The sequence below is a fragment of the Streptomyces tibetensis genome (assembly GCF_007655005.1).
GTDB lineage: Bacteria > Actinomycetota > Actinomycetes > Streptomycetales > Streptomycetaceae > Streptomyces > Streptomyces tibetensis.
In genome coordinates this window covers 98,765-117,687 of sequence record NZ_SZVW01000028.1, presented here as the reverse complement: position 1 = coordinate 117,687, position 18,923 = coordinate 98,765, and the positions used below count along the sequence as shown (strand labels likewise).

General features: G+C 67.3%; 17 protein-coding genes. 15 read left to right on the top strand and 2 right to left on the bottom strand.

Annotated features, from left to right (window positions below; all coding sequences use genetic code 11):
* Positions 1-5: 5 nt before the first annotated feature.
* The 6 genes from FDO69_RS36755 to FDO69_RS36730 all read left to right on the top strand — a co-directional run bounded on the left by FDO69_RS36755 (position 6) and on the right by FDO69_RS36730 (position 7,016).
* Positions 6-1,193, top strand: coding sequence for a hypothetical protein (locus FDO69_RS36755; protein ID WP_104787402.1), 1,188 nt, complete (start codon positions 6-8; stop codon positions 1,191-1,193).
* Positions 1,190-1,828, top strand: a complete 639-nt coding sequence (locus tag FDO69_RS36750; protein ID WP_104787399.1) for a hypothetical protein — start codon at positions 1,190-1,192, stop codon at positions 1,826-1,828. The genes FDO69_RS36755 and FDO69_RS36750 overlap by 4 nt, the downstream gene beginning before the upstream one ends.
* Positions 1,828-2,718, top strand: a complete 891-nt coding sequence (locus FDO69_RS36745; RefSeq protein ID WP_104787396.1) for a hypothetical protein — start codon at positions 1,828-1,830, stop codon at positions 2,716-2,718. Before FDO69_RS36750 ends, FDO69_RS36745 begins: the two co-directional genes overlap by 1 nt.
* A gap of 132 nt (positions 2,719-2,850) precedes the next feature.
* The gene (locus FDO69_RS36740) at positions 2,851-4,983 is read left to right on the top strand and encodes a hypothetical protein (protein WP_234388256.1); all 2,133 of its coding nucleotides are present in this window, start codon (positions 2,851-2,853) and stop codon (positions 4,981-4,983) included.
* A complete protein-coding gene (locus tag FDO69_RS36735) occupies positions 4,973-6,187 on the top strand; it encodes a PIN domain-containing protein (protein ID WP_104787394.1) in 1,215 nt (404 codons plus the stop codon). Before FDO69_RS36740 ends, FDO69_RS36735 begins: the two co-directional genes overlap by 11 nt.
* Positions 6,188-6,311: 124 nt before the next feature.
* On the top strand, positions 6,312-7,016 hold the full coding sequence (locus FDO69_RS36730; RefSeq protein ID WP_104787391.1) for a hypothetical protein: 705 nt from the start codon (positions 6,312-6,314) through the stop codon (positions 7,014-7,016).
* 88 nt (positions 7,017-7,104) lie between these two features.
* Here the strand turns inward: FDO69_RS36730 and FDO69_RS36725 are convergent, their stop codons facing one another.
* Positions 7,105-8,301, bottom strand: a complete 1,197-nt coding sequence (locus FDO69_RS36725; RefSeq protein WP_104787388.1) for an LCP family protein — start codon at positions 8,299-8,301, stop codon at positions 7,105-7,107.
* Between the two features lie 33 nt (positions 8,302-8,334).
* Complete coding sequence (locus FDO69_RS36720) at positions 8,335-10,260, bottom strand: bifunctional polysaccharide deacetylase/glycosyltransferase family 2 protein (protein ID WP_104787385.1); 1,926 nt, start codon at positions 10,258-10,260, stop codon at positions 8,335-8,337.
* A 432-nt stretch (positions 10,261-10,692) separates the two neighbouring features.
* Between FDO69_RS36720 and FDO69_RS36715 the strand changes: the two genes are divergently transcribed.
* The 9 genes from FDO69_RS36715 (at position 10,693) to FDO69_RS36675 (ending at position 18,921) form a co-directional block, all read left to right on the top strand.
* Positions 10,693-11,364 (top strand): hypothetical protein, encoded by a 672-nt coding sequence (locus FDO69_RS36715; RefSeq protein WP_104787382.1) that lies wholly within the window; start codon positions 10,693-10,695, stop codon positions 11,362-11,364.
* 428 nt (positions 11,365-11,792) lie between these two features.
* Entirely contained in the window at positions 11,793-12,245 is a 453-nt protein-coding gene (locus FDO69_RS36710; RefSeq protein ID WP_234388254.1) for a hypothetical protein, read from the top strand.
* A 137-nt stretch (positions 12,246-12,382) separates the two neighbouring features.
* On the top strand, positions 12,383-13,264 hold the full coding sequence (locus FDO69_RS36705) for a hypothetical protein (protein ID WP_104787377.1): 882 nt from the start codon (positions 12,383-12,385) through the stop codon (positions 13,262-13,264).
* 151 nt (positions 13,265-13,415) lie between these two features.
* Positions 13,416-14,087, top strand: coding sequence for a hypothetical protein (locus FDO69_RS36700; RefSeq protein WP_104787374.1), 672 nt, complete (start codon positions 13,416-13,418; stop codon positions 14,085-14,087).
* A gap of 835 nt (positions 14,088-14,922) precedes the next feature.
* A complete protein-coding gene (locus tag FDO69_RS36695) occupies positions 14,923-15,228 on the top strand; it encodes a hypothetical protein (RefSeq protein ID WP_138430268.1) in 306 nt (101 codons plus the stop codon).
* A complete protein-coding gene (locus FDO69_RS36690; RefSeq protein WP_138430265.1) occupies positions 15,225-16,565 on the top strand; it encodes an adenosylcobinamide-GDP ribazoletransferase in 1,341 nt (446 codons plus the stop codon). Before FDO69_RS36695 ends, FDO69_RS36690 begins: the two co-directional genes overlap by 4 nt.
* Before the next feature lie 158 nt (positions 16,566-16,723).
* Positions 16,724-17,263: a hypothetical protein gene (locus FDO69_RS36685; RefSeq protein ID WP_138430263.1), complete on the top strand. Its 540-nt coding sequence runs from the start codon at positions 16,724-16,726 to the stop codon at positions 17,261-17,263.
* A complete protein-coding gene (locus tag FDO69_RS36680) occupies positions 17,260-17,901 on the top strand; it encodes a hypothetical protein (protein WP_104787368.1) in 642 nt (213 codons plus the stop codon). Before FDO69_RS36685 ends, FDO69_RS36680 begins: the two co-directional genes overlap by 4 nt.
* Before the next feature lie 522 nt (positions 17,902-18,423).
* Positions 18,424-18,921, top strand: a complete 498-nt coding sequence (locus tag FDO69_RS36675) for a hypothetical protein (RefSeq protein ID WP_234388253.1) — start codon at positions 18,424-18,426, stop codon at positions 18,919-18,921.
* Positions 18,922-18,923 lie beyond the last annotated feature (2 nt).

Sequence of the window (18,923 nt, the reverse complement as noted above, 5' to 3'; positions counted from 1 at the left end):
GCCGTATGGGACGCCCCTCCTTCCCCCACATAGGCTGGGACCCCACCCCCGGCGACGTCGAGCAGACCCGTGAGCTGGCCAAGCGGATCGGCGGCCTGGCGAGTGAACTCGGCACCGCCGTACGGGAACTGGAACGCATCGAGTGCGGCGCCTGGAAGGGCAAGACCGCCGTGGCGTTCAGCGAGCACATCTCCACCGACGTCACTCCCCTGATCAGGAAGAGCTACGAGTCCTTCGACAAGGCCTCCCGAGCCCTGCACCGCTGGGCCGGACAGCTCGACGGTTTCCAGGACGAGGCGGACCGGCTGGAGAAGGAGGCCGGGGAGAAACTCGCCGCGCAGGCGGACGCCAAGGAGGGGACCGAGGCGTACGGGAAGGCCTCCGGTGACGTGAACGGCGTCATCCAGAAGGTGCACGGCCTCGAGGAGCGGTACCGGCACGCCGCCGGTCTCGTCGGCCGGGACCTCGACAAGGCCGCCGGCATCGCACCCGACGAACCCGGCTTCTGGGACAAGCTCGGGCACGGCATCACCGACGCGTGGGACGCCACCGGGGAGTGGTTCAAGGATCACGCCGAGCTCATCAAGACCATCGGCGACGTCCTGAGTCTGGCCAGCGGCGTCCTCGGCATGCTCGCCATCATCACCGCCCCCTTCGAACCCCTCGGCGCGATCTTCGCCGCCGGCGCGATGATCACCAGCGGCGCGGCCCTGCTGAGCCACGCCGTCGCCAAGGCGGCCGGCGCGGACGTCTCCTGGACCGAGATCGGCTTCGACGCGTTGGGCATCCTGCCGGGGGTGAAGGGTCTGACGGGCAGTGCCGAGCTGGCCAAGGGGGTCAGTGCGACCGCGCGGGCCGCGGAGCTGGGCGAGGGGTACCGCGGAGTCACCAGCGTCGGCAAGTCGTTCGTGCTCTTCGGACCGTTGAAGGCCGCGCCCGTGGTGAAGCTGGGCGAGGGCGGCAGCCGTCTTACGCTGGCCGTGGAAAGCGGGCTGCAGAACGTCCGCAAGGGGCAGGTCCTCGGTACCCAGGGCATCAACACCATCGCCTCGAAGCTGCCGTTCATCAAGGGCGAGGAGGCCATCGCCCCGATGAGCCGGGCGGGCCGCGCCCTCGACGCCTCGATCAAGGGCGGGCTCAACGCCCTGAAGCTGCACACCATCGCCACGCACGACTTCGGGGCCCACTCATGACCGCCCTGACCGTGGCCGACGCCACCCTGCCCCCCATGGCCTTCCGTCTCCCGGAGGGCATGCACGCCATCGAGGTCTCCCTCGACCCGGAGGAACGCGCCGACGCCGCACGGCGCCTGGTCCGGGACCTCTATCCACAGGGCGAGGAGCCACTGTGGAACACCATGGGCTCCCTCTACAGCGCCATGGCGGACGAACTCCTGGCCGACGGCGTCGCGTTCTTCGGGATCGGGCTCTACGAGATCGAGGACGGCGGCGGTATCGCCCACTGCGCCCTCACCATCGCCGTCCACGAGCGCGGGGACGCGGACCCCGACGTCGTCGCCGAGGGCACCCGGGCCGCCCTGCTGAGCGATCCCCTGCGCGAGGTGTCCTGGCTCGACCTGCCGTGCGGCCCGGCCGTCTACGGCATCACCTTCCGCAAGCTCGTCGTGGACGGCGCGTACACCACGTCCGGCAGGGACGAGGACCTGGTCATGGGACAGATCCAGGTGCACATTCCGTTCCCGGCGGACCCCTGCACCGCTGTGATCACCCTCGACACGGCGTCGGTGGAGCAGTGGGAGGAGTTCTCGCACGCCCTCGCGGACATCATCGGGTCGGTGGAATTCCCGCAGAGAGAAGTGACGCACTGATGGACTGGTACCCCAGCGCGGACGAGGATCTGCTGCTTCGGACGTCGGCCCGGTTCGCCGCCGGTCTGGCGGCCCCGGTCGCCGGATGCCGCTGGTTCCGCGACCCGCAGCGCGGCGACATCCAGGGCGAACTCCCGCAGTGGCCCCCCGGCCCGGTCCACACCCCGCGCGGCACGGGCGACCGGGCCGCGCGCCGCACCGGCCGGGCCCTGGCCTTCGGGATCCCGCTCATCGCCAACCTCGTCGCCAACCTCGGAGGCGCCGCGGGCAGCCCCTTCGGCGGTGTCCCCGCCACCGGCAAGCCCGAGGAACGCGAGAACGAGGTCGACGACTTCCCGGTCATGTGGGCCGCCCCCGGCACCCTCGCCCGCACCGCGCCCTGGCAACTCGACCCGGACCGCCGCCCCGAGGGCTACACCACCGACCTGGTGCTGACCAGCCGCCGCCTGCTCTTCCTGGGCACGCGCACGGGCTCGATCGCCAAGGCCGACGTCCTCGCGGAGTACCCACGGGACGCCGTCGCGGGCGCCCGGCGGATGCGGTTCAGCGAGGTCGAGGCGGACGTCAGGCTGACCTTCGCCGACGACTCCTGGATCCGCCTGTTCACCGGCAACCCCGACAGTGCCGAGCGCCTGACGGAACTCCTGGCAGGGGCCGCCGACACCATCGGGGAGAGCGACCTCACCCCCGGCCAGCGCGACCGCGTCACCCGTTTCCTCGCCGACCTCCCGGCCGGCGCCCTGCCCCCCACCTTCCGGCGCCTTCCGAGCGGCATCGTCCTGGCCGAGGCCCGCGTCCCGTCGAAGGCGGGCGAGGACCTCCACGAGACCCACGGCATCCTGATGGGCCCCTCCGGAGAAACGGCCAAGCCGCAACCGGGCGACCTGTAGCACTCGCGAAGCCCCGAGTAGAGTGCGGCGCGGACAGCGATCGGACGCGCGGGGGGCTCACCGGTGAGAGCAGTCAGGACGAACAACGCCTGCACAGCGGGGACATGGGCGCGGAGCACAGGCCGCGCACGCGTGCTCCGGCTGCTCCTCGCCCTCTGTTCGCTGACGGCCCTCTTCGCAACCGCCACCCCCGCCGCCCACGCCGGGGCCGTGGACACGGCCGGCGCGGTGGACACGGCCGGCGCGGTGGACACGGCCAGCGCGGTGGACACGGCCAGCGCCGCGGACACGGCCAGCGCCGCGGACACCGTGAGCGCGGCAGACGTGACAGAGGCCGCAGACGCCGCTTCCGCCGTGGACGTCGCCGACGCCCCCACCCAGGCCGCCTACCTCGCCGACCGCCTCCGCGAGAACCCGGTCTACGTCACCGACCAACTCCCGCGCGAGGTCCCGCGGTCCACCGCCCCCGACTTCGTCAGGCTGGCGAAGAAGACCGGCGTCCCGACCTACGTCCTGGTCCTGCCCATGTGGGGCAGCACGGACGGCGAGCAGCTGCTCGGCGCGGTGCACGACCGGCTCGGGCGCGACGGGCTGTACGTGCTGATCGAGGGGACGGACGTCGCGCAGGCCACGGCCTTCGGGGTGCAGGCCCCCGCCGAGGCGGCCGTGACCGTCGCCCTCTACGAACTGCCTGCCGACGCGGGCCCGTTGCGGAGCTTCGAGCGTTTCGCCGACGTCGTCGCCCAGGGCGGCGCGAAGGCCACGGCGAGGGCCGAGGCGGCACGCGAGAAGTACCGGGACGACGACGGTCCCGCGGAGATGTACATCGGCCCGTCCGACCGCCAGAACCAGTCGTTCCTCACGGGCGTCCTGCTCACCGGCGTCCCGCTGTCCATCCTGCTGCTGTCGGGCTTCGCCAGGCGCCGGCGCCCCAAGAAGCCCGTCCTGCGCTGGATCGTTCCCGGCGCGGCACTCCTCTCCGCCGCCGCGATCGCCCTCACCGCCCCCGTCGTCTTCGACCAGACCAGGTCGAGCGCGGCGGAACCCCCCAGCCCCGCCGACCTGTCGGCCCGGGTGGAGCGGGTCGCGGCCGGGCTGAAGCAGGACCCGGTCTACGCCGACCCGGAGAGCCCGCGTGTCCTCGACGCCCGGCAACTGGACCGGCTGCACGAGCGGATCCGGGACTTCCGGCGTTCCGAGGGCGGCGGCCGGGTGTACGTCTCCCTCGTGCCCCAGACGCCGGAGAGCGAAGCGGCCGGTGACCCGTGGCTGTTCACCGCGGCGGTGCACGCCAAGGTGGGCGCGGACGGGGTGTACATCGTCGCCGACCCGGACGACGGCACGATCGACGCCTACAACTACGGACTGCGCCTGGACTCCAGCCGTCTCTCCTTCGACCTGCCGGAACGTGTCACGTTGGGTGACAGCAGCACGGACAGGGCCGACGACCACCGCCTCGGCGAGCGTCTCGACACGCTGATGACCTTCCTCGACAAGGCTCCGCGCACCGACCGGCCGCGGTCCGAGTCCACCCCGCCCCCAGCCCCCAATGCCGAGGCCGAGCACTCCCTCCCGCCCCTGTTCTCCACCGACTTCCGGCCCGGCCTGTTCGTCGGTGCCGTCCTGGCCCTGCTGCTGTCGGGCTCCGTGGCCGGGGCGACGTGGACCGTCCGGCGTCTGCTGCGGCGGTCCTCCCCCGTGCCCGAGCCCCCCGGCCGCCTGCCCTTCACCTCCCCGACCGAACCGTCGGCGTCCTACCTCCGCCGCACCGCGTACACCGAACTCGGCGCCCTCCGCGAGGAATTCACCGGCCCCGAGGAACGCGGCCGCGCCTGGGACCACCTGGACGCCGCGATGCTCCTGGTCGACGGCGACCCCGGCCGCGCGCGGCAGGCAGGAACGGACCCCGCGACCCTGGTCGCCGTCATCGTGCTCGCGCGAGCGGGCCGGGCCGCCCTCACCGGCGAGGCCGCGGACCTGTGCTGCGGCGTCAACCCGCTGCACGGCCCCGCCGCCCACCGCCACCACGTCCGTGTCTCGGCCGAGGGCAACGCCCGCCGCCTGCTCCCCGTCTGCGAGCCCTGCCGTGACACGGCCGTCGCCGAACCGGGCGGCATCCCGGCCCGGTTGCTGAAGCTGCCCGACCCGTCCCTCGGCACCACCCGCCTCCCCTACTACGAAGCGACCGACGGCCCGCTGACCGCCGTACCCCGCGGAATCGCCCGGCTCGTCGACAAGGTGAGGGAGACGGCAGGTGTCCACTGAGGTGAAGCGCGTGTTCACCGCCCTCGCGGTGCTGCTGCTCGTGGCGCTGACCGCCACCGGCACCGCCACCGCCGCGGACGGCGACGCCCCGAGCGCCGGGCAGCGCATCGCGAACGCCCTGCGCACCTCCCCCGTCTACGTCGACGAGGCGTACGCCACCGCCGTACCGCCGTCCCGGCAGCGGCAACTGGCGGACCGGATCCGCCGCACGGGCCTGCCCATCAAGGTCGTCCTCATGCCCCTCACCCGGGGCGACGCCTTCGACGGCGACTCCGACGTCCTGGCGGCGACGGTCCGCGACCGACTCCCGCAGCGGCCCGACCTCGTCCTCATCACGTCGGACAGCGACTTCCCCGACTCCCTCCGGGGCTACGAGTGGCCCGCCGACACCCACCAGACGCGCAAGGCGGTGGCAGCCGCCGGCTTCCTGGACGAGACGCGGGACGCGGGGCTGGCGGACCTGACCGCGAAGGCCGTGGACCTGGTGGCGGAGGGCAAGGGCGAGCAGCGCTGGGAGGAGGCGACGAAGGACCTGGCGTCCCCGCGGGAGCGGGCCGAGCGGGCGTCCGGTGGCACGGGCGAGTGGCTGTGGCCGCTCATCGGCGTACCGGCCCTGGCCCTGACCGTGCTCGCGACCCGCGCCGCCCTGCTCCGTTCCCGGCGGCCCTCCCCGCCCGTCTCCGAGCTGGTGTTCGCGACGGCCCGCGCGGCCGACGAGGCGCAGGTGCGGCGCCGGGCCGAGGCGGAGGTACTGGCCCTGGGCGAAGCGGCCCGGGCCGCCGACGTGGCCACGACACCCGGCCTGCAGCAGGCCCTCGACGCGTACGCCGCGGCCGGCAGGGTCCTCGACGAGGCCCGGGGCCTGCCGGACCTGGCGGGCGCCCTGGCCCTGGCGCAGGAGGGCCGCGACGCCCTGAGCGGCTCCTCCGGCCTCCCCCTCTGCTTCTTCAATCCCCTGCACGGCCGGTCCGCGCTGCGCACGGGGTGGCGTCCGCTCGGCCGCCGGGACCGGCTCGACGTGGCCGTGTGCCGCACATGCGCGGACGCCCTGCGGGACCGCCGCGCCCCGGAGGTGCTCACCGACACGGACCAGGACGGCCGTACGGTGCCCTACTTCGAGGTCCCGGCCGGGCGGAGCGCATGGGCGGCGACGGGGTACGGCTCGCTGGCGACGCCGTCGGCCGGTCTCGGCGGGGTCCGCTGATCAGCCCGAGCCGGCCGGAGGGCGTCGTCACACACTTGCCATCGCTCCCGCACGGCATGCCCATGAGCCTCTCGGGCCGCCATGCCATGATCTTCGCTCGAATCAGCGACCGAGGAGCCCCCCATTGAAGCCCGCCGCCCTGGCCGTCGTCTCCGTCCTGGCCCTGACCTCCGCGTTGACCGCCTGCTCGGGCAGCGAGGACAAGCCCTCCGCTTCGCCGTCGGCGCCGAAGGCCGAGCAGATCACTCCGGCACAGCGGCTGGCCAAGGCCATCGTGACGCAGGACGACCTGCCCGGCTACAACGTGGACGAGCCGCAAGCCGAGTACGCCTTCGCCAAGTCGCCGGACGAGGTCACGGTCGACAGGTCCGGCTGCGCCCCGCTGGCCTACGCGATGAATCAACTCCCGCTCGGTGAGCCGCAGGCCGACGTGACGCGCAGTGCCGGGTCGGCGTACGGCAAGCCGAGCACGTACATCACCTTGGCCTCGTACGCGCCGGCGGCCGAGGCCGAGTCGGAGCTGGCCGGGTTGAAGAAGGCCGTGACGGAGTGTGGAGACGGGTTCACGGCGAAGGCGGGCAAGAACACCACGGCCTATGGTTCGGTCACCGCCGAGAAGGGCACGGCGACCGGTTCCGTCGCCTTCCGCTCCACGATGACGTTCCGGGGCATCACCCACACCCTGCACACCGAAGCCGTCCGCAACGGTGACGTGCTCGCCGTCTACTTCTCGGTGAACGGCTTCGCCATCGCGGACAGCACGCGGCCCAGCGACGCCAAGATGTCCGCGGACGTGGTGAGCGCACAGAACTCCAAGCTCGCGACATGAGTCCGGTTTCACCGAGGCGGTGAAACCGGCTCGGACGTGGCCCGGGCCGCCCCGCTGATCAGCCGAGGAACACGTGCCGCTCCCTTGGTCAACCGAGCGGCCGTCCCTCCCGCAGGGCCGCGAACAGGGCGCGGGCCCGCCGGTCGTCCCATTTCACCGCGCTGCCTTTGGAGGTGCGCAGGTTCGGGTCGGCCACGGGCACGTTGAGCTGCCGGCCCCCGCCGCCGGTGGCCCTGCGCATGGCCTCGAACAGGCCCATGAGGTCGGGCAGTTCCGTCCCCTCGTCGACGATGAGCGTGTCGAGCCCGGCCTCCAGGGTCGGGAAGGACTTCGACGGGTCGGCGAGGGTGGACGGAGTGGCCGCCTTGCGGGCGAGAGCGGCGAGGAACTTCTGCTGGTTGCGGGTCCGGCCCAGATCGCCCTGGGCCTCCTGTTTGCGCTGCCGTACGAAGGCGAGCGCCTCGGCACCGTCGAGGGTCTGGCAGCCGGCGGACAGGTTCGCGCCGGAGTCCTCGTCCCGTACGGCCCTGTCCAGGCACAGGTCCACACCGCCGACGGCGTCCACGACCCCTACGAAACCGGCGAAACCGATCTCCGCGTAGTGGTCGATGCGCACGCCGGTGTTGCGTTCCACGGTCTGCACCAGCAGGTCCGGACCGCCCAGCGAGAACGCGGCGTTCAGCTTGTTCGGCGCGGCCCGGTAGCTCCTGCCGGTGTCGGGATCGAGGTAGGGCGGGAGGGTCACCCAGGAGTCGCGCGGCAAGCTGAGCATGGTGGTGCCGTTGGCGCCGGTGTGCAGGAGGATCACCGAGTCGGTGCGGCGGCCCTCGGCGGAGCCGGTGTTGAGGTCCTTGCGGTCCCGCTCCGACAGTCCCTCGCGACTGTCGGAGCCGACGACCAGGTAGGTGGTGCCCTCTCCGGCCGGCACCCGGGCGCCGAGCGCGCCAAGGTCGACCTCCTGGTTGAGCCGGGTGTCCGCCCAGACGTACGTGCCGGCGCCGCCGAGGACCAGCACGGAGGCCAGGACGGCCGTCGTACGGAGGTACCGGCGGCCCCGGCCCGCCCGCCGCCGCGGGGTGCGACTGCCGCCGCGTCCGCCCCGTTCATCGCGTCCGCCGGGGGCGGGCGGGCCGCTGTCGTAGCGGCCGGGGGCGGCGGGCGACGGCATACCGGGGAGCGGGGCGGTACGGGTCGAGGGTGGCGGCACCATGGGGAACGAAGGCGGGACCGGTCTCGGCCCCTGCCCCGCCCGGTGGTCTCCCGGATGGTCGGTCCAGTCGCTCATGACGCCTCGAAGGTGCTGTGGGGGGCTCTCGGGTCAGCGCATCGGCACACCCCTATACGGAACGGGCCCACCGATCTGTTCAGCGGCCGTCCCGGACCGCTTCATCCGCTGCCACCGCAGCCGGCTGCCGAGCAGCAGCGCGACCAGCGACTGGATGACGACGAGATACATCAACTGCCGGTAGACGACGATCTGGAACGGCATCGACCACAGGGCCCGTACCGGCTCACCGTCGAGTCGCAGCGCGTAGCCGGAGCAGACGATCTGCACGCCGAGGAACGCGAACCAGACCGCGGCCGACTCCCACGGGTCCCGGAACAGCACGCCGTAGAGGGCGTACACGTCGATGACGGGAGCGAGGAGCGGCAGCGCGACCTGGAAGAGCGCGAGATACGTCAGCCCGCGCCGCCCGAACCGCCCGGCCGGGCCTCTGCCGAAGAGAGCCCCCCGGTGCTTCCACATCGCCTGCAGCGTGCCGTAGCACCACCTGTACCGCTGCCGCCACAACTGCCGGAGGCTGGTGGGTACTTCGGTCCAGGCGACGGCGGACTCCTCGTACAGCACGCGCCAGCCGGACCGCCACAGGGCCATCGTCAGGTCGGTGTCCTCGGCGAGGGTGTCCTCGCTGACCCCACCGACACCGAGCACGGCGTCCCGCCGGAACGCCCCGATGGCACCCGGCACGGTGGGCATGCACTCCAGCACCTCGAACATGCGCCGGTCGAGGTTGAAGCCGAAGACGTACTCCAGGTGCTGCCATCTGGCCAGCAGGCTGCGCCGGTTGCCGACCTTGGTGTTGCCGCTGACGGCGCCCACGGCGGGATGCGCGAGCGGCTGCACGATCCGCTCGATGGCGTCGGGCTCGAAGACGGTGTCGGCGTCGACCATCACGACGATGTCGTAACGGGCGTACGCGAGCCCTGTGTTGAGGGCGGCGGCCTTGCCGGCGTTGGCCTGCCGTACGACCTCCACCCGCGCGTCGCCCATGTTCTCGGCGATGTCGGCGGTCTGGTCCGTGGACCCGTCGTCGATGACGACGACCTGGAGCTCCCTGTGCCGGGAATCGAGCAGCGACCGCAGGGTCGACCCGATCCCGGCCTCCTCGTTGTACGCCGGGACCAGCACGGTCACGGGCCCGGACGTGTCCGGCATCCAGGGCGCCCCGGTCCGGAACCGCTCCAGCCGCCGCACGTGCGCCCGGGCGAACAGGGCGAGCAGCAACAACCGCAGCAGACCGAGTCCACCGGCGACGCCGAGAATCCACATCATGGCGGTGGAGAGGATCTGCCCGAGGCCGGTGATCCCGATCAGCCCCCGCCCCAGCCACCGCGCGACGAGGGTCGAAGGGGCATCCGAAACAAGCCCGAGCCCGTCGGACACGGTGGTGAACCGGTCGACGGCCCGGTTCCTCAGCAGCCTGCGCGCCTCCTGATACGCGCTCTCCGTCTGGCTGAGCTGCCGGACGATCCCTCGTGCCGGACTACGTGACCCCTTGTCGGCGGCGACGAGCACATACCCGTACCCGGCGGCCCGCCGCGCGGCCTGCCACTCGCGGCCGCACAGGGTGTCGGGGGAGGTGGTCCGAGGCATCCGCAGCAGATTCGTCCGCCGGCCGGTGGCCCCGGCGAGGGCGCTCTGGGTCATCTCGAGTTCGGCGCGGAAGCGGGACGCGGAGGACTCCCCGAGCACGGCCCCGGTGTACGTGTTGGATCCGATCTCGTGCCCCTCGGCCCGGATGCGCCGGATCAACTCCGGGTGACGGGCGGCCTGGGCGCCGTGCACGAAGAAGGTCGCCCGTGCGTTGTGCTGCCGCAGCAGGGCGAGCAACCGGGGTGTCCAGACGGGGTCGGGCCCTCCGTCGAAGGTGAGCGCAACGGTCCGGGCGGGCATCGACCCGGTCCGTATCCCGTCCCGGTTGATCCCGATCACGGGACCGCCGCGGGCGACGGCGTCGGGCACGGGAGCGGTACATGGCGACCGCGTCTTCGCTGCGTCGACCTCGTGCTGGGTCCAGCCTTCGAAGATCAGCAGGGCGAAGAGGAGGGAGAGCGTGAGGGCCAGGAGAAGCCAGTGGGCTCGGGGGTCTCGGGACTGTTTGTGCCGGGGTTTGGTGCGGCGGGCTTTGGCGGGGCGGGGGCCCGGGTCGGCAAGGGAGGTGCTCAGGGGACGTCACCGCCCCCGGGCTCCGCATCCTCCACAAGGCGTCTCCCCAGCACGCTTCGGTCGGACCCGTTGGCCGAGACGGCGGGCGTCGTATTCACGCTGATGCTGCGGGAGTTACGCATGGGGCGCGAGTGTAGTTTCGGAGGTCGGGCGGGTGGGGTGGAACGGTGAGCTTCGCAGGTACCGTCAGTCCTCTTGCGGCGCATCTGCCTGTCATCGGGAGCAACTTTGAAGCGCTGTCCATTGCCTGTTGCTGTCGCGATGACGACGGTGGCAGCACTGCTGTTGACGGCCTGCGGCAGCGGGGACGACAAGTCCGGCGACAACGACAAGATCGCAGGTGCCTGCCATGGGACGGAGACGCCGAGGGAGCCCACAGAACCGTCGCCGAACCTGGCGGAGGACGAGCCGGACAGCGTGGACGTGTCCCTACCCAGTGACGTGGACCTGGTCTTCGACTGGGACGAGCCGGAGGACGAGAACGAGGCGGCTGCGATGGCAGACGCCGCGAACTACCTTCGCGCGATCTATTGTGGCGTCGCGAAGCGCACGACCAAAGACGCGGCCGTGACCGCCTACTCCACCGGTGGTGGGCTGCACTACGCAGATACGCAGATCAACGCCTGGATCGATGGTGGATGGACCGCTACGGGAACGCTGCGTCACTACAACGCCACCTCGCGCTCCGCCCCGAACGGCAAGTCCGTGGAGGTGGCGTTCTGCGCGGACTCGGGCACGTTCTACGGCAGGGAATTCAAGACCAAGAAGGTCCTCCGAACCAAGCCCAGCATCGAGGACTTCGACTACTTCAAGATCGTCATGGTCAAGTTCCCCACGAGGACGGACCTGTGGCAGGCGTCCAGGGTCTTCGTCGAGACGAAGGCGGCGAAGTGCCGGTGAGGCAATGACACCGTAGAACCCTCGGCCCCCTGGCCCGGAGAGCCGCACACTGCGGCGTCCGGGGCCATCTCCTGTGTGGGCACAATCAAGACACAACGAGCCCCCGAGAGCCCAATACACCCAGGATTGCCCCTGTTCTCGCGGAAGTTCGCTCTGGCGAAACCAGCAACCTCACCGATACCTTCGGTGCTCTTGATTGACCTTCTGTCTCACGGGGAGTAACTGTGAAGCGCCGCCCATTGCCCGTTGCTGCCGCGTTGGTGGCGACGGCAGCACTGCTGTTGACGGCCTGCGGGAGCGGGGACGGCAGCTCGAAGAGCAACGACAAGATCGCAGGGGCCGACGCCGGCGGTACATCCACGTCGGCCTCGCCAAGCGCCGACGTATCTGGCCCCGCCGACAGGCCTAAGATCACATTTCCTGAAGGCGTGGAAAACAAGTTCGAGGGCTGGAAGACAGGTGATCCGGCCGAGAACGCAGTGCTGTCCGACGTGACGCAGACGGTGAACGCGGTGGACGACGCAATCCTCCGCGGCGACACGAACTCGGCGACACTCGCGTACTACCGCCAGGGCAAAGCACTCGTGAGCGCGCAGAAGTGGGTCAGGGCCTGGCTGGACGAGGACCTCACATGGACAGGCTCCACGCGCTACTTCAACCCGAGGGTCAAGGTCGCGGACAGCGACACGGCCGCGGTTGTCTACTGCGCCGACGAGAGCAAGGCCTACAACAAGAACCGCAAAACCGGAACGGTGGACAAGTCGCCGTCCGACGAGAGCCCGTACGTCACGTACAGCACACAGCTCAAGAAGAACAGCAAGGGGGTCTGGCAGACCACGGAGGTGCTGTCGAAGCGAGGGGACAAGACGTGCGCGTCCTGACCCGCGGCCTAACCACGCTGAGCGCTCTCCTCGCGGCTACCGGCATGGTTGCCGGCACTGCAGCGGCAAAGGGTCCTGGCGCGTCCGAGGCCGAGGTCGGTGCCAGCGGCAAGCGGTCCGGAAGCGATCTCGTCTCCATGATCAGGTACACAAGCACCACCTCGGGCGGTGGCGGCAAGGGCAACGTCACCCCTGTAGGCAACTGGACCCCACCTGCATGTTGGTACGAACCGCGCTCCGCGCAGGAGTTCTCCAAGTACGTCGAGAACATGTACGACGAGACGGTCAACACTCCGGGCCAGCACAGCTATGCCAAGACTTCGGCCGGTATGTTCCGCGACAAATACAAGGACGGAAAGTACAAGAACTACAACCTCGACCAGAAGGACGAGGGCAACTGGTGGGTCGCCGTCCGCGACGAGGACCGCTGGATGGAGCCCGAAGCCCAGCTCTGCGACAAGCCACCCTTCTGGGTCGAGAACGGTGCTGCCCCACCCGTGGAGAACCCCGTCTCTCCCCAAGTTCTTGCCGAACTCGCCTACAACCGCGTCCAACTGCCGAACACCGAAGTAGCCGTCGCCCCCGAGGCGACCACCAAGGTCAATCTCCCAACCTGGGCGTGGCTGGACAAAGCCAAGTTCAAAGAAGTCTCGGTCACCGCCGCGCTCAACGTGGGCGGCTTCAATATCCAGGCCACCACCACCGCTAAGCCGGTCTCCCTCAAACTGGAACCCGGTACTCCCGACGCCGAGACCTATCCCGCCTCCGGCGAGTGCACGATCAACGAGGACGGTTCTATCGGCGAGCCGTACGCCAAGGGCAAGGCCGACAGAACCCCGCCCTGCGGCATCAGGTACCTCCGCTCCTCCGGCGACGGCACCTTCAAGCTCCAGGCCACCGTCACCTGGGAGATCACCTGGACCGGCACGGGTAACCCCAACCCGACGCAGCTCCCCAACGGCACATTCGGCAACGACCAGGACGTCACAGTTCAGGAGATTCAGTCCGTCAACAGGTAACTGGCCGGGAGGGCCACACCGACCAGCACACCAACGCGACTCGCCACCCCACCCTTTGGGCCGTACTGCCCGGCCGGGCAGTACGGCCAGCCCACGGCCCAGCGATACCGTCAGTGCTATCGAATGCTCTTCTGTCTCACTGGGAGTCACTGTGAAGCGCCGCCTACTGCCCGTTGCAGCCGCTCTGACAGCGACGGCAGCACTTCTGCTGACGGCCTGCGGTAGCGGGGACGACAAGCCCGGCGACAACGACAGGAACGCCGGCGTCGGCCAGGGAGCGAAAACACGGAAGAAGGCCGTGTCCGCATCGGGGGCACCGGCGGAGGACAGGCCGGACGGCGTGGACCTGTCCCTGCCCAGCGACATGAACCTGGTCTTCGACTGGGACAAACCGAAAGACAAGGACGAAGCGGCCGCGCTGGACGATGCCGCCAATTTCGTTCGTGCCATCTACCGAGGCGTCGACGAGCGCACCACCATGGGTGGAGCCGTGTCCACCTACGCCACCGGGGATGGGCTGCACTACGCCAAGACTCAGATCAAAATCAGGGTAGACGGCGGCTGGACTTCCACCGGCATCCGGCGCCACTACCAGGCCACCACGCGGTCTGCCCCGAAGGGCGATTCAGTCGAAGTCGCGTTCTGCGTCGACTCAAGCAAGTTTTACGGCAAAGAGGTCAAGACCGAAAAAATCTTGAAGAGCAAGCCCAGCATCGCTGACTTCGACTACTTCAGAATCGTGATGCTCAAGTCCCCCATAGGTGAAGGTTTCTGGCAGGCGTCCAAAGTGTTCGTAGAGGCCAAAGCGGAGAAGTGCCGGTGAACAGGGCGCGAAAGGCGAATCTCCCGACCTGGGATTCAGCTCGACAAGTCCGGCTTCGACAAAATCCGGTCCGCGGCAGTCATCAATATCTCCGGCTTCACCATCTAGGCAGCTATCACCACCGATCCGGCCCCCTCAAGGTAGGGCCGAAAACCAAGCACGCCGAGACCTACCTATTCGCCGGCGAGTGCGTCATCAACGCCGCCAACTCCGCCGTCAAGCAGCGGTGGCCCGACGCCGGGCGAACCCAGCGACGTACGAGGCGCACACCGGACCGAATGTCGACTGCCCACCAAGGTGGCTCGCCACGGGGCCCCTTGTACCGTCCCGCCCAGCTTGAACATTGCGGAAAGCCAGGCTGGCCGAGCCTGCGATCCGGCAGCAGCGTGACGGTCTCAAGTGCGACAGCCCAGCCAGGGTTGCCTCCTGCCAACGTGCGATCAGGACACAGAACCAACCTGGTAGCCCCATACATCAGGCGGCCAATGTTCTCAGTGCAGTTCGCGCTGGCGAAACCGAGAACCTCACCGATAGCGTCAGTGCTCTTGACTCAACCTTTGCCCCATGGAGAGCTCATGTTGCAGTGCCGTCCTTGGCCCGTTTCTGGTGCGCCGATCGCCAGCGCTGCACCTGCTGGCGGCCTGCGGCAGCGAGAGCGACACCTCCGGCGGCAGCAACAAGATCGAGTTCGCCGCTGACGCTTCGGCTGCACCGACAAAGCTTTTCGCTCCAAGCCAACGGGATCCTCGCCGAGCCTCCTCCACCAGTGAGAGCAGAGCCATCCACTGCTGATCAGCCATCACAAGTTCGACTGCAGAAAGCTCAACCAACAATCATGGCAAACGACTCCGATCTCGTCGTCAATATTGACCTACTCGTCGATTCAGAATCTCGACTCAAAGGCATCAAAAAGGAACTCAGCGATCTCGACAACCGCAAAGACGACATGCACCCCTATTGGGGAAGCGGCCAAATAGCGGACGTAATGAGTGACTTCGTTGACAACTGGGAGAAGTATCGCGAAAAAATGCTCGAAACTGTCGAGAACGTGGGAAAGCTGGTCACCTCCACCATTGACGGCTTCACCGGACTCGATGCCGATCTCGCCAAAGAACTCAGGAAAGCGGGGAAGAAGAAGTGACCGCGTCCTCGAAGCCGCGCCCCAAGGACTGGCACCCTCTCGCCGATTCGGACCCCGTACCCGGCGACCCTGAGGAAATTCGTGCCGAAGTGAAGCACATGGTCAACATGGCTAAATCATTGCGGGCACAGGCAACAGATCTAACCAGAATTAGAGACGACAACGAACTGAAAGGAAAGTACGCGGGCAAGCTTCGCGAAGAGTCGGGCGACCTTGAAAAGCATCTCCGAGAAGTCGCCAGCCGCTACGAACGAGTGCATGGATTCTTGAGCAGTTGGGCCTCTGATTTGGAGGATTGCCAGACGGACGCCGACAAGATTCTCGCTAACGCGAAACGAGAGCAAGAAGAAATCGACGCGGCCAAGAAGAAGGCCGAGTCGAGCGAGTCAAGCGCCGATAGCTCTCAAAAGACTCCAGGCGAAGATCCACTTAAACACTACCGTACGCAACTTGCAAAAATTGAGGGTCATCGCGATGAACGTGCTGGCCATTACGCAAAGGCGATCGGCAATGAAATCAAAGATATCATCAAGGATTCCTGGTGGGAAGGCGTCGTCGATTATGTAAAGATCGCGATCGACGTTTTGAGCTGGACAGCAACAATTATTGGACTTGTAGCTCTCTTCATTACCCCTGTCGGATGGGTCGCCATGGTCGCTACTGTGGCAACTGCTTTGGTGATGGGTGGTCACGTGCTATTGGCCATCACCGGAGATGGGTCGTGGATGGACGTGGCCACGGATGCATTTTCACTCGTCACCATGGGAATGGGCGCTAAGGCACTGAAGGGCCTCAAGACTGTACAGACTGTTATGCGTAAAGCATCTGCGAAAGAGGCAGGGAAAGCTGCCAGAGCGGCAAAGGGTGCTGAAAACAACAACAAGATCAATAATGCCATCAGAAACGCAGATAGGCAGGCACGGAAGAGGACTACCAGCAAGAAGAAGAGGAGAGGGGCAGAGCGGGCTCTACAGGCCGCTCAGAAGCAGAAGAACGCCGCGAGAAACGAGGCCAGAGCAGCCGAGCGCAGTAGGGATCTGCCAAATTCCAACCGCCGCGAGTTGGCGGCATCTGGAGGAGATAAAGAATTTGCCCGGTCGTACAAAGATATCCAACACATGCGCGCAAGCCACCCCAATTCTCCAGAAGTCCTGAAAGCCGGACAGAATGCGGAGGTATACCGCGACAGGTTTCGCACTGCATTCGGTGCTGGACTTACAGCTGACCTGGCAGACAAAGGACTGGGAACCAGTGACATCTGGCCGGACAAGCCATACGTAGAGGGTTACAACGAAACTAAGGAGAAATTCACTGTGCAACGCGGGTCAGGTTGGTAAACGGCTCGGTCTCGCATCAAGCATAAACTCATGAGACTTGGGGGTGCAGATTGGAATCAAATCATACCGGTACTGCGAAAGCCGCAGGCGGATCACCGAAACAGGGTGTAGTAAATGGATATTCATTGATCCTTCCGCCAAATTGGAAGAGAATCCCGTTGCGCCGAAAGAACGAGAGAGAGGCGGCAGTAAAAAACATCGTTGAGTCGGCACGCAAGCAGCTCCCTAAGAACTTTCCGAAAGACTTGGTTACCCGCTATCGGCTGGAGGTCGAGCGTCGACTATCGATTGGGATCAAGGGTGCGCGTAAGAGTGGTGGGCTGGACTTCTACCTACCGCTGGCGGACCCAGGGGAAAGTCCGCTTGCCGCCTCATTCGTCGTGGGCGAAATCAGCACTGAAGGCGATCCCGGTCGATTCCTCGGAGCGATGACCTCAACCGGTGGTTACGACGCCGTCGATCTCGATGAGGCTCCTGGCGCCAGGCGGGAGATAGTGGCCCAGGCCGATGCACAGGAAGGTATCGAACTGGCTTCACGGCGTGTCGACTACGTGGCGGCTGTTCCCGGTGATCCTGGAAGATGGCTGACGATCTCCTTCTCAACCATGGGCGGCGGAGATCCCAACGATGACTTGTCCGACGCCACGGTTTCTCTCTTTGACGCCATCGTGACCACATTTCGTTGGAGTAGTGAATGAGCTGGCTAGACATCGAATACGACTTGGACGTATGGCTTGAGATTCCTCCCCGCTGGACGATCGGCGCATCGGAGCCTTGGGAGGATGACGACGAGCGAACACCTCAGGAGTGGGCAACGGAGACGGCGACACTCTGGTGGGACGAACACGAGGAAGACCCCGTAGCAGGCGAGGTCGAACTACTGGCAGACACCTTGGCCGCGTGCGTTGAGCAGTACCCCAAGATGTTTCCGGGGTTCGAAGTGCTCCTGTATCTTCCCAGTCCGACAGCACTCCCGCTCCCCGTATTCGTGAGCGAATTCCCATCCGAAGGTGAGAAAGTATCGGAATTGCGTCGGGTGACACTCGCAGACGATGATGGGGCGGTCGAGCCACCGATCGTCGAGGAGTTCGAGACGGAGTCGCTGGGAACTGGGGTACGCGTACTCCGCTACTCGGTAGACAGTGAAAGCAACGCTGTTGTCTCGAGTCTGCGTTACGCATGGCGCAGTGAAGAGCACGGCCAGGATGTGGTCGTCATCACAGGGTCACCAGCACCGAGCCAGGTGCTGCGTTCACTGGACGACATGGACGAGCTCGCCCACTCCATCGTGCTACGCCATAATGACTACGTGGCACCCGACGATGATGACGACTGAGCTGCAGGCCGGGAAAATCCCGACCTAGCTACCTGGAGATAAACATGCCTTGGATTCCGCCCGGAAATATGCCTGACGGCGCCTACAACTTCCTGATGTGTAGTGGCGGAATCATCTTCTCGTTCGGTGGCGTGTGGCTTCTGTTCTCGGCCCCGGTAGGTCGATTCACCGTGCTGGGTGTCCTGCTGACTGCGGCGGGAGGGGCGGCCCTGCGCCACTGGTGGCGATACCGATGATCGGCTCCGCATCCTGTCTGGCCGGCAGATCTCGGTCGACAGGATCTTGTTGAAGTGCCTCGCTCAAGCGTGACCGTTGTGACGATCTGACCCTTCTGGAGACGGTCGTCCCCCTTCCCACGCCCCTGACGAAAGAGACCACTCATGCCCGAGGGCACCCTGTGGAGCGCCGACCTCGGTGCGCTGCACGTCGACACGGATGCCAATACAGGCCTCTGGGGCTACCTCTGGCTCCAGATGGACAAGAAGACTTTCAAGGGAATGGCTCGACCAACACCTGATCGGCTTGGCCGCCATACACAACATCGAGCTCACCCGGAAGCTCCGCCGCTTCCACAAGAGCTTCTACGAACAGACGATCGTCACCCTGCGGGACAAGCTCCAAGCCGACGAGGCGTTCATCTACCACCCCGTTCCGCTCACCTACATGCCCCTGGTGATGCACGCCACCCGTATCCACTGCGAAGCCCCTGACGCGGCCTCCTGTGAGGGGCTCAGCGCGCCTACCGTGCCGCACCCGGACATCCCCGAGTGGCAGCAACGCACCGGCGGCGTTGCTTTCGCCTCTCCACATCTGGGCGAGGACGGCGTCCGGGTCACCCGTTCCTACCCGGCGGACAGCACCATCATGATGACCTCGGTGACCTATCACTGGCACGCCCCGCCCGGCATACCCGACGTGTGCCTCCGCGGCCACCACGACGATCCGGAAGTGGTGGCCGCAGCAATGGAGCCGCTGGACGACTTCGCACGGACGCTCCGGCTTCCCGTGACGGCCCATTGACC

What these genes read in the sequence shown, in the direction of transcription:
- FDO69_RS36755 (WP_104787402.1), top strand. Translation starts at nt 6, where the DNA reads ATGGGACGCCCCTCCTTCCCCCACATAGGCTGGGACCCCACCCCCGGC.
- FDO69_RS36750 (WP_104787399.1), top strand. Translation starts at nt 1,190, where the DNA reads ATGACCGCCCTGACCGTGGCCGACGCCACCCTGCCCCCCATGGCCTTC.
- FDO69_RS36745 (WP_104787396.1), top strand. Translation starts at nt 1,828, where the DNA reads ATGGACTGGTACCCCAGCGCGGACGAGGATCTGCTGCTTCGGACGTCG.
- FDO69_RS36725 (WP_104787388.1), bottom strand. Translation starts at nt 8,301, where the DNA reads ATGAGCGACTGGACCGACCATCCGGGAGACCACCGGGCGGGGCAGGGG.
- FDO69_RS36705 (WP_104787377.1), top strand. Translation starts at nt 12,383, where the DNA reads ATGATCAGGTACACAAGCACCACCTCGGGCGGTGGCGGCAAGGGCAAC.
- FDO69_RS36695 (WP_138430268.1), top strand. Translation starts at nt 14,923, where the DNA reads ATGGCAAACGACTCCGATCTCGTCGTCAATATTGACCTACTCGTCGAT.
- FDO69_RS36680 (WP_104787368.1), top strand. Translation starts at nt 17,260, where the DNA reads ATGAGCTGGCTAGACATCGAATACGACTTGGACGTATGGCTTGAGATT.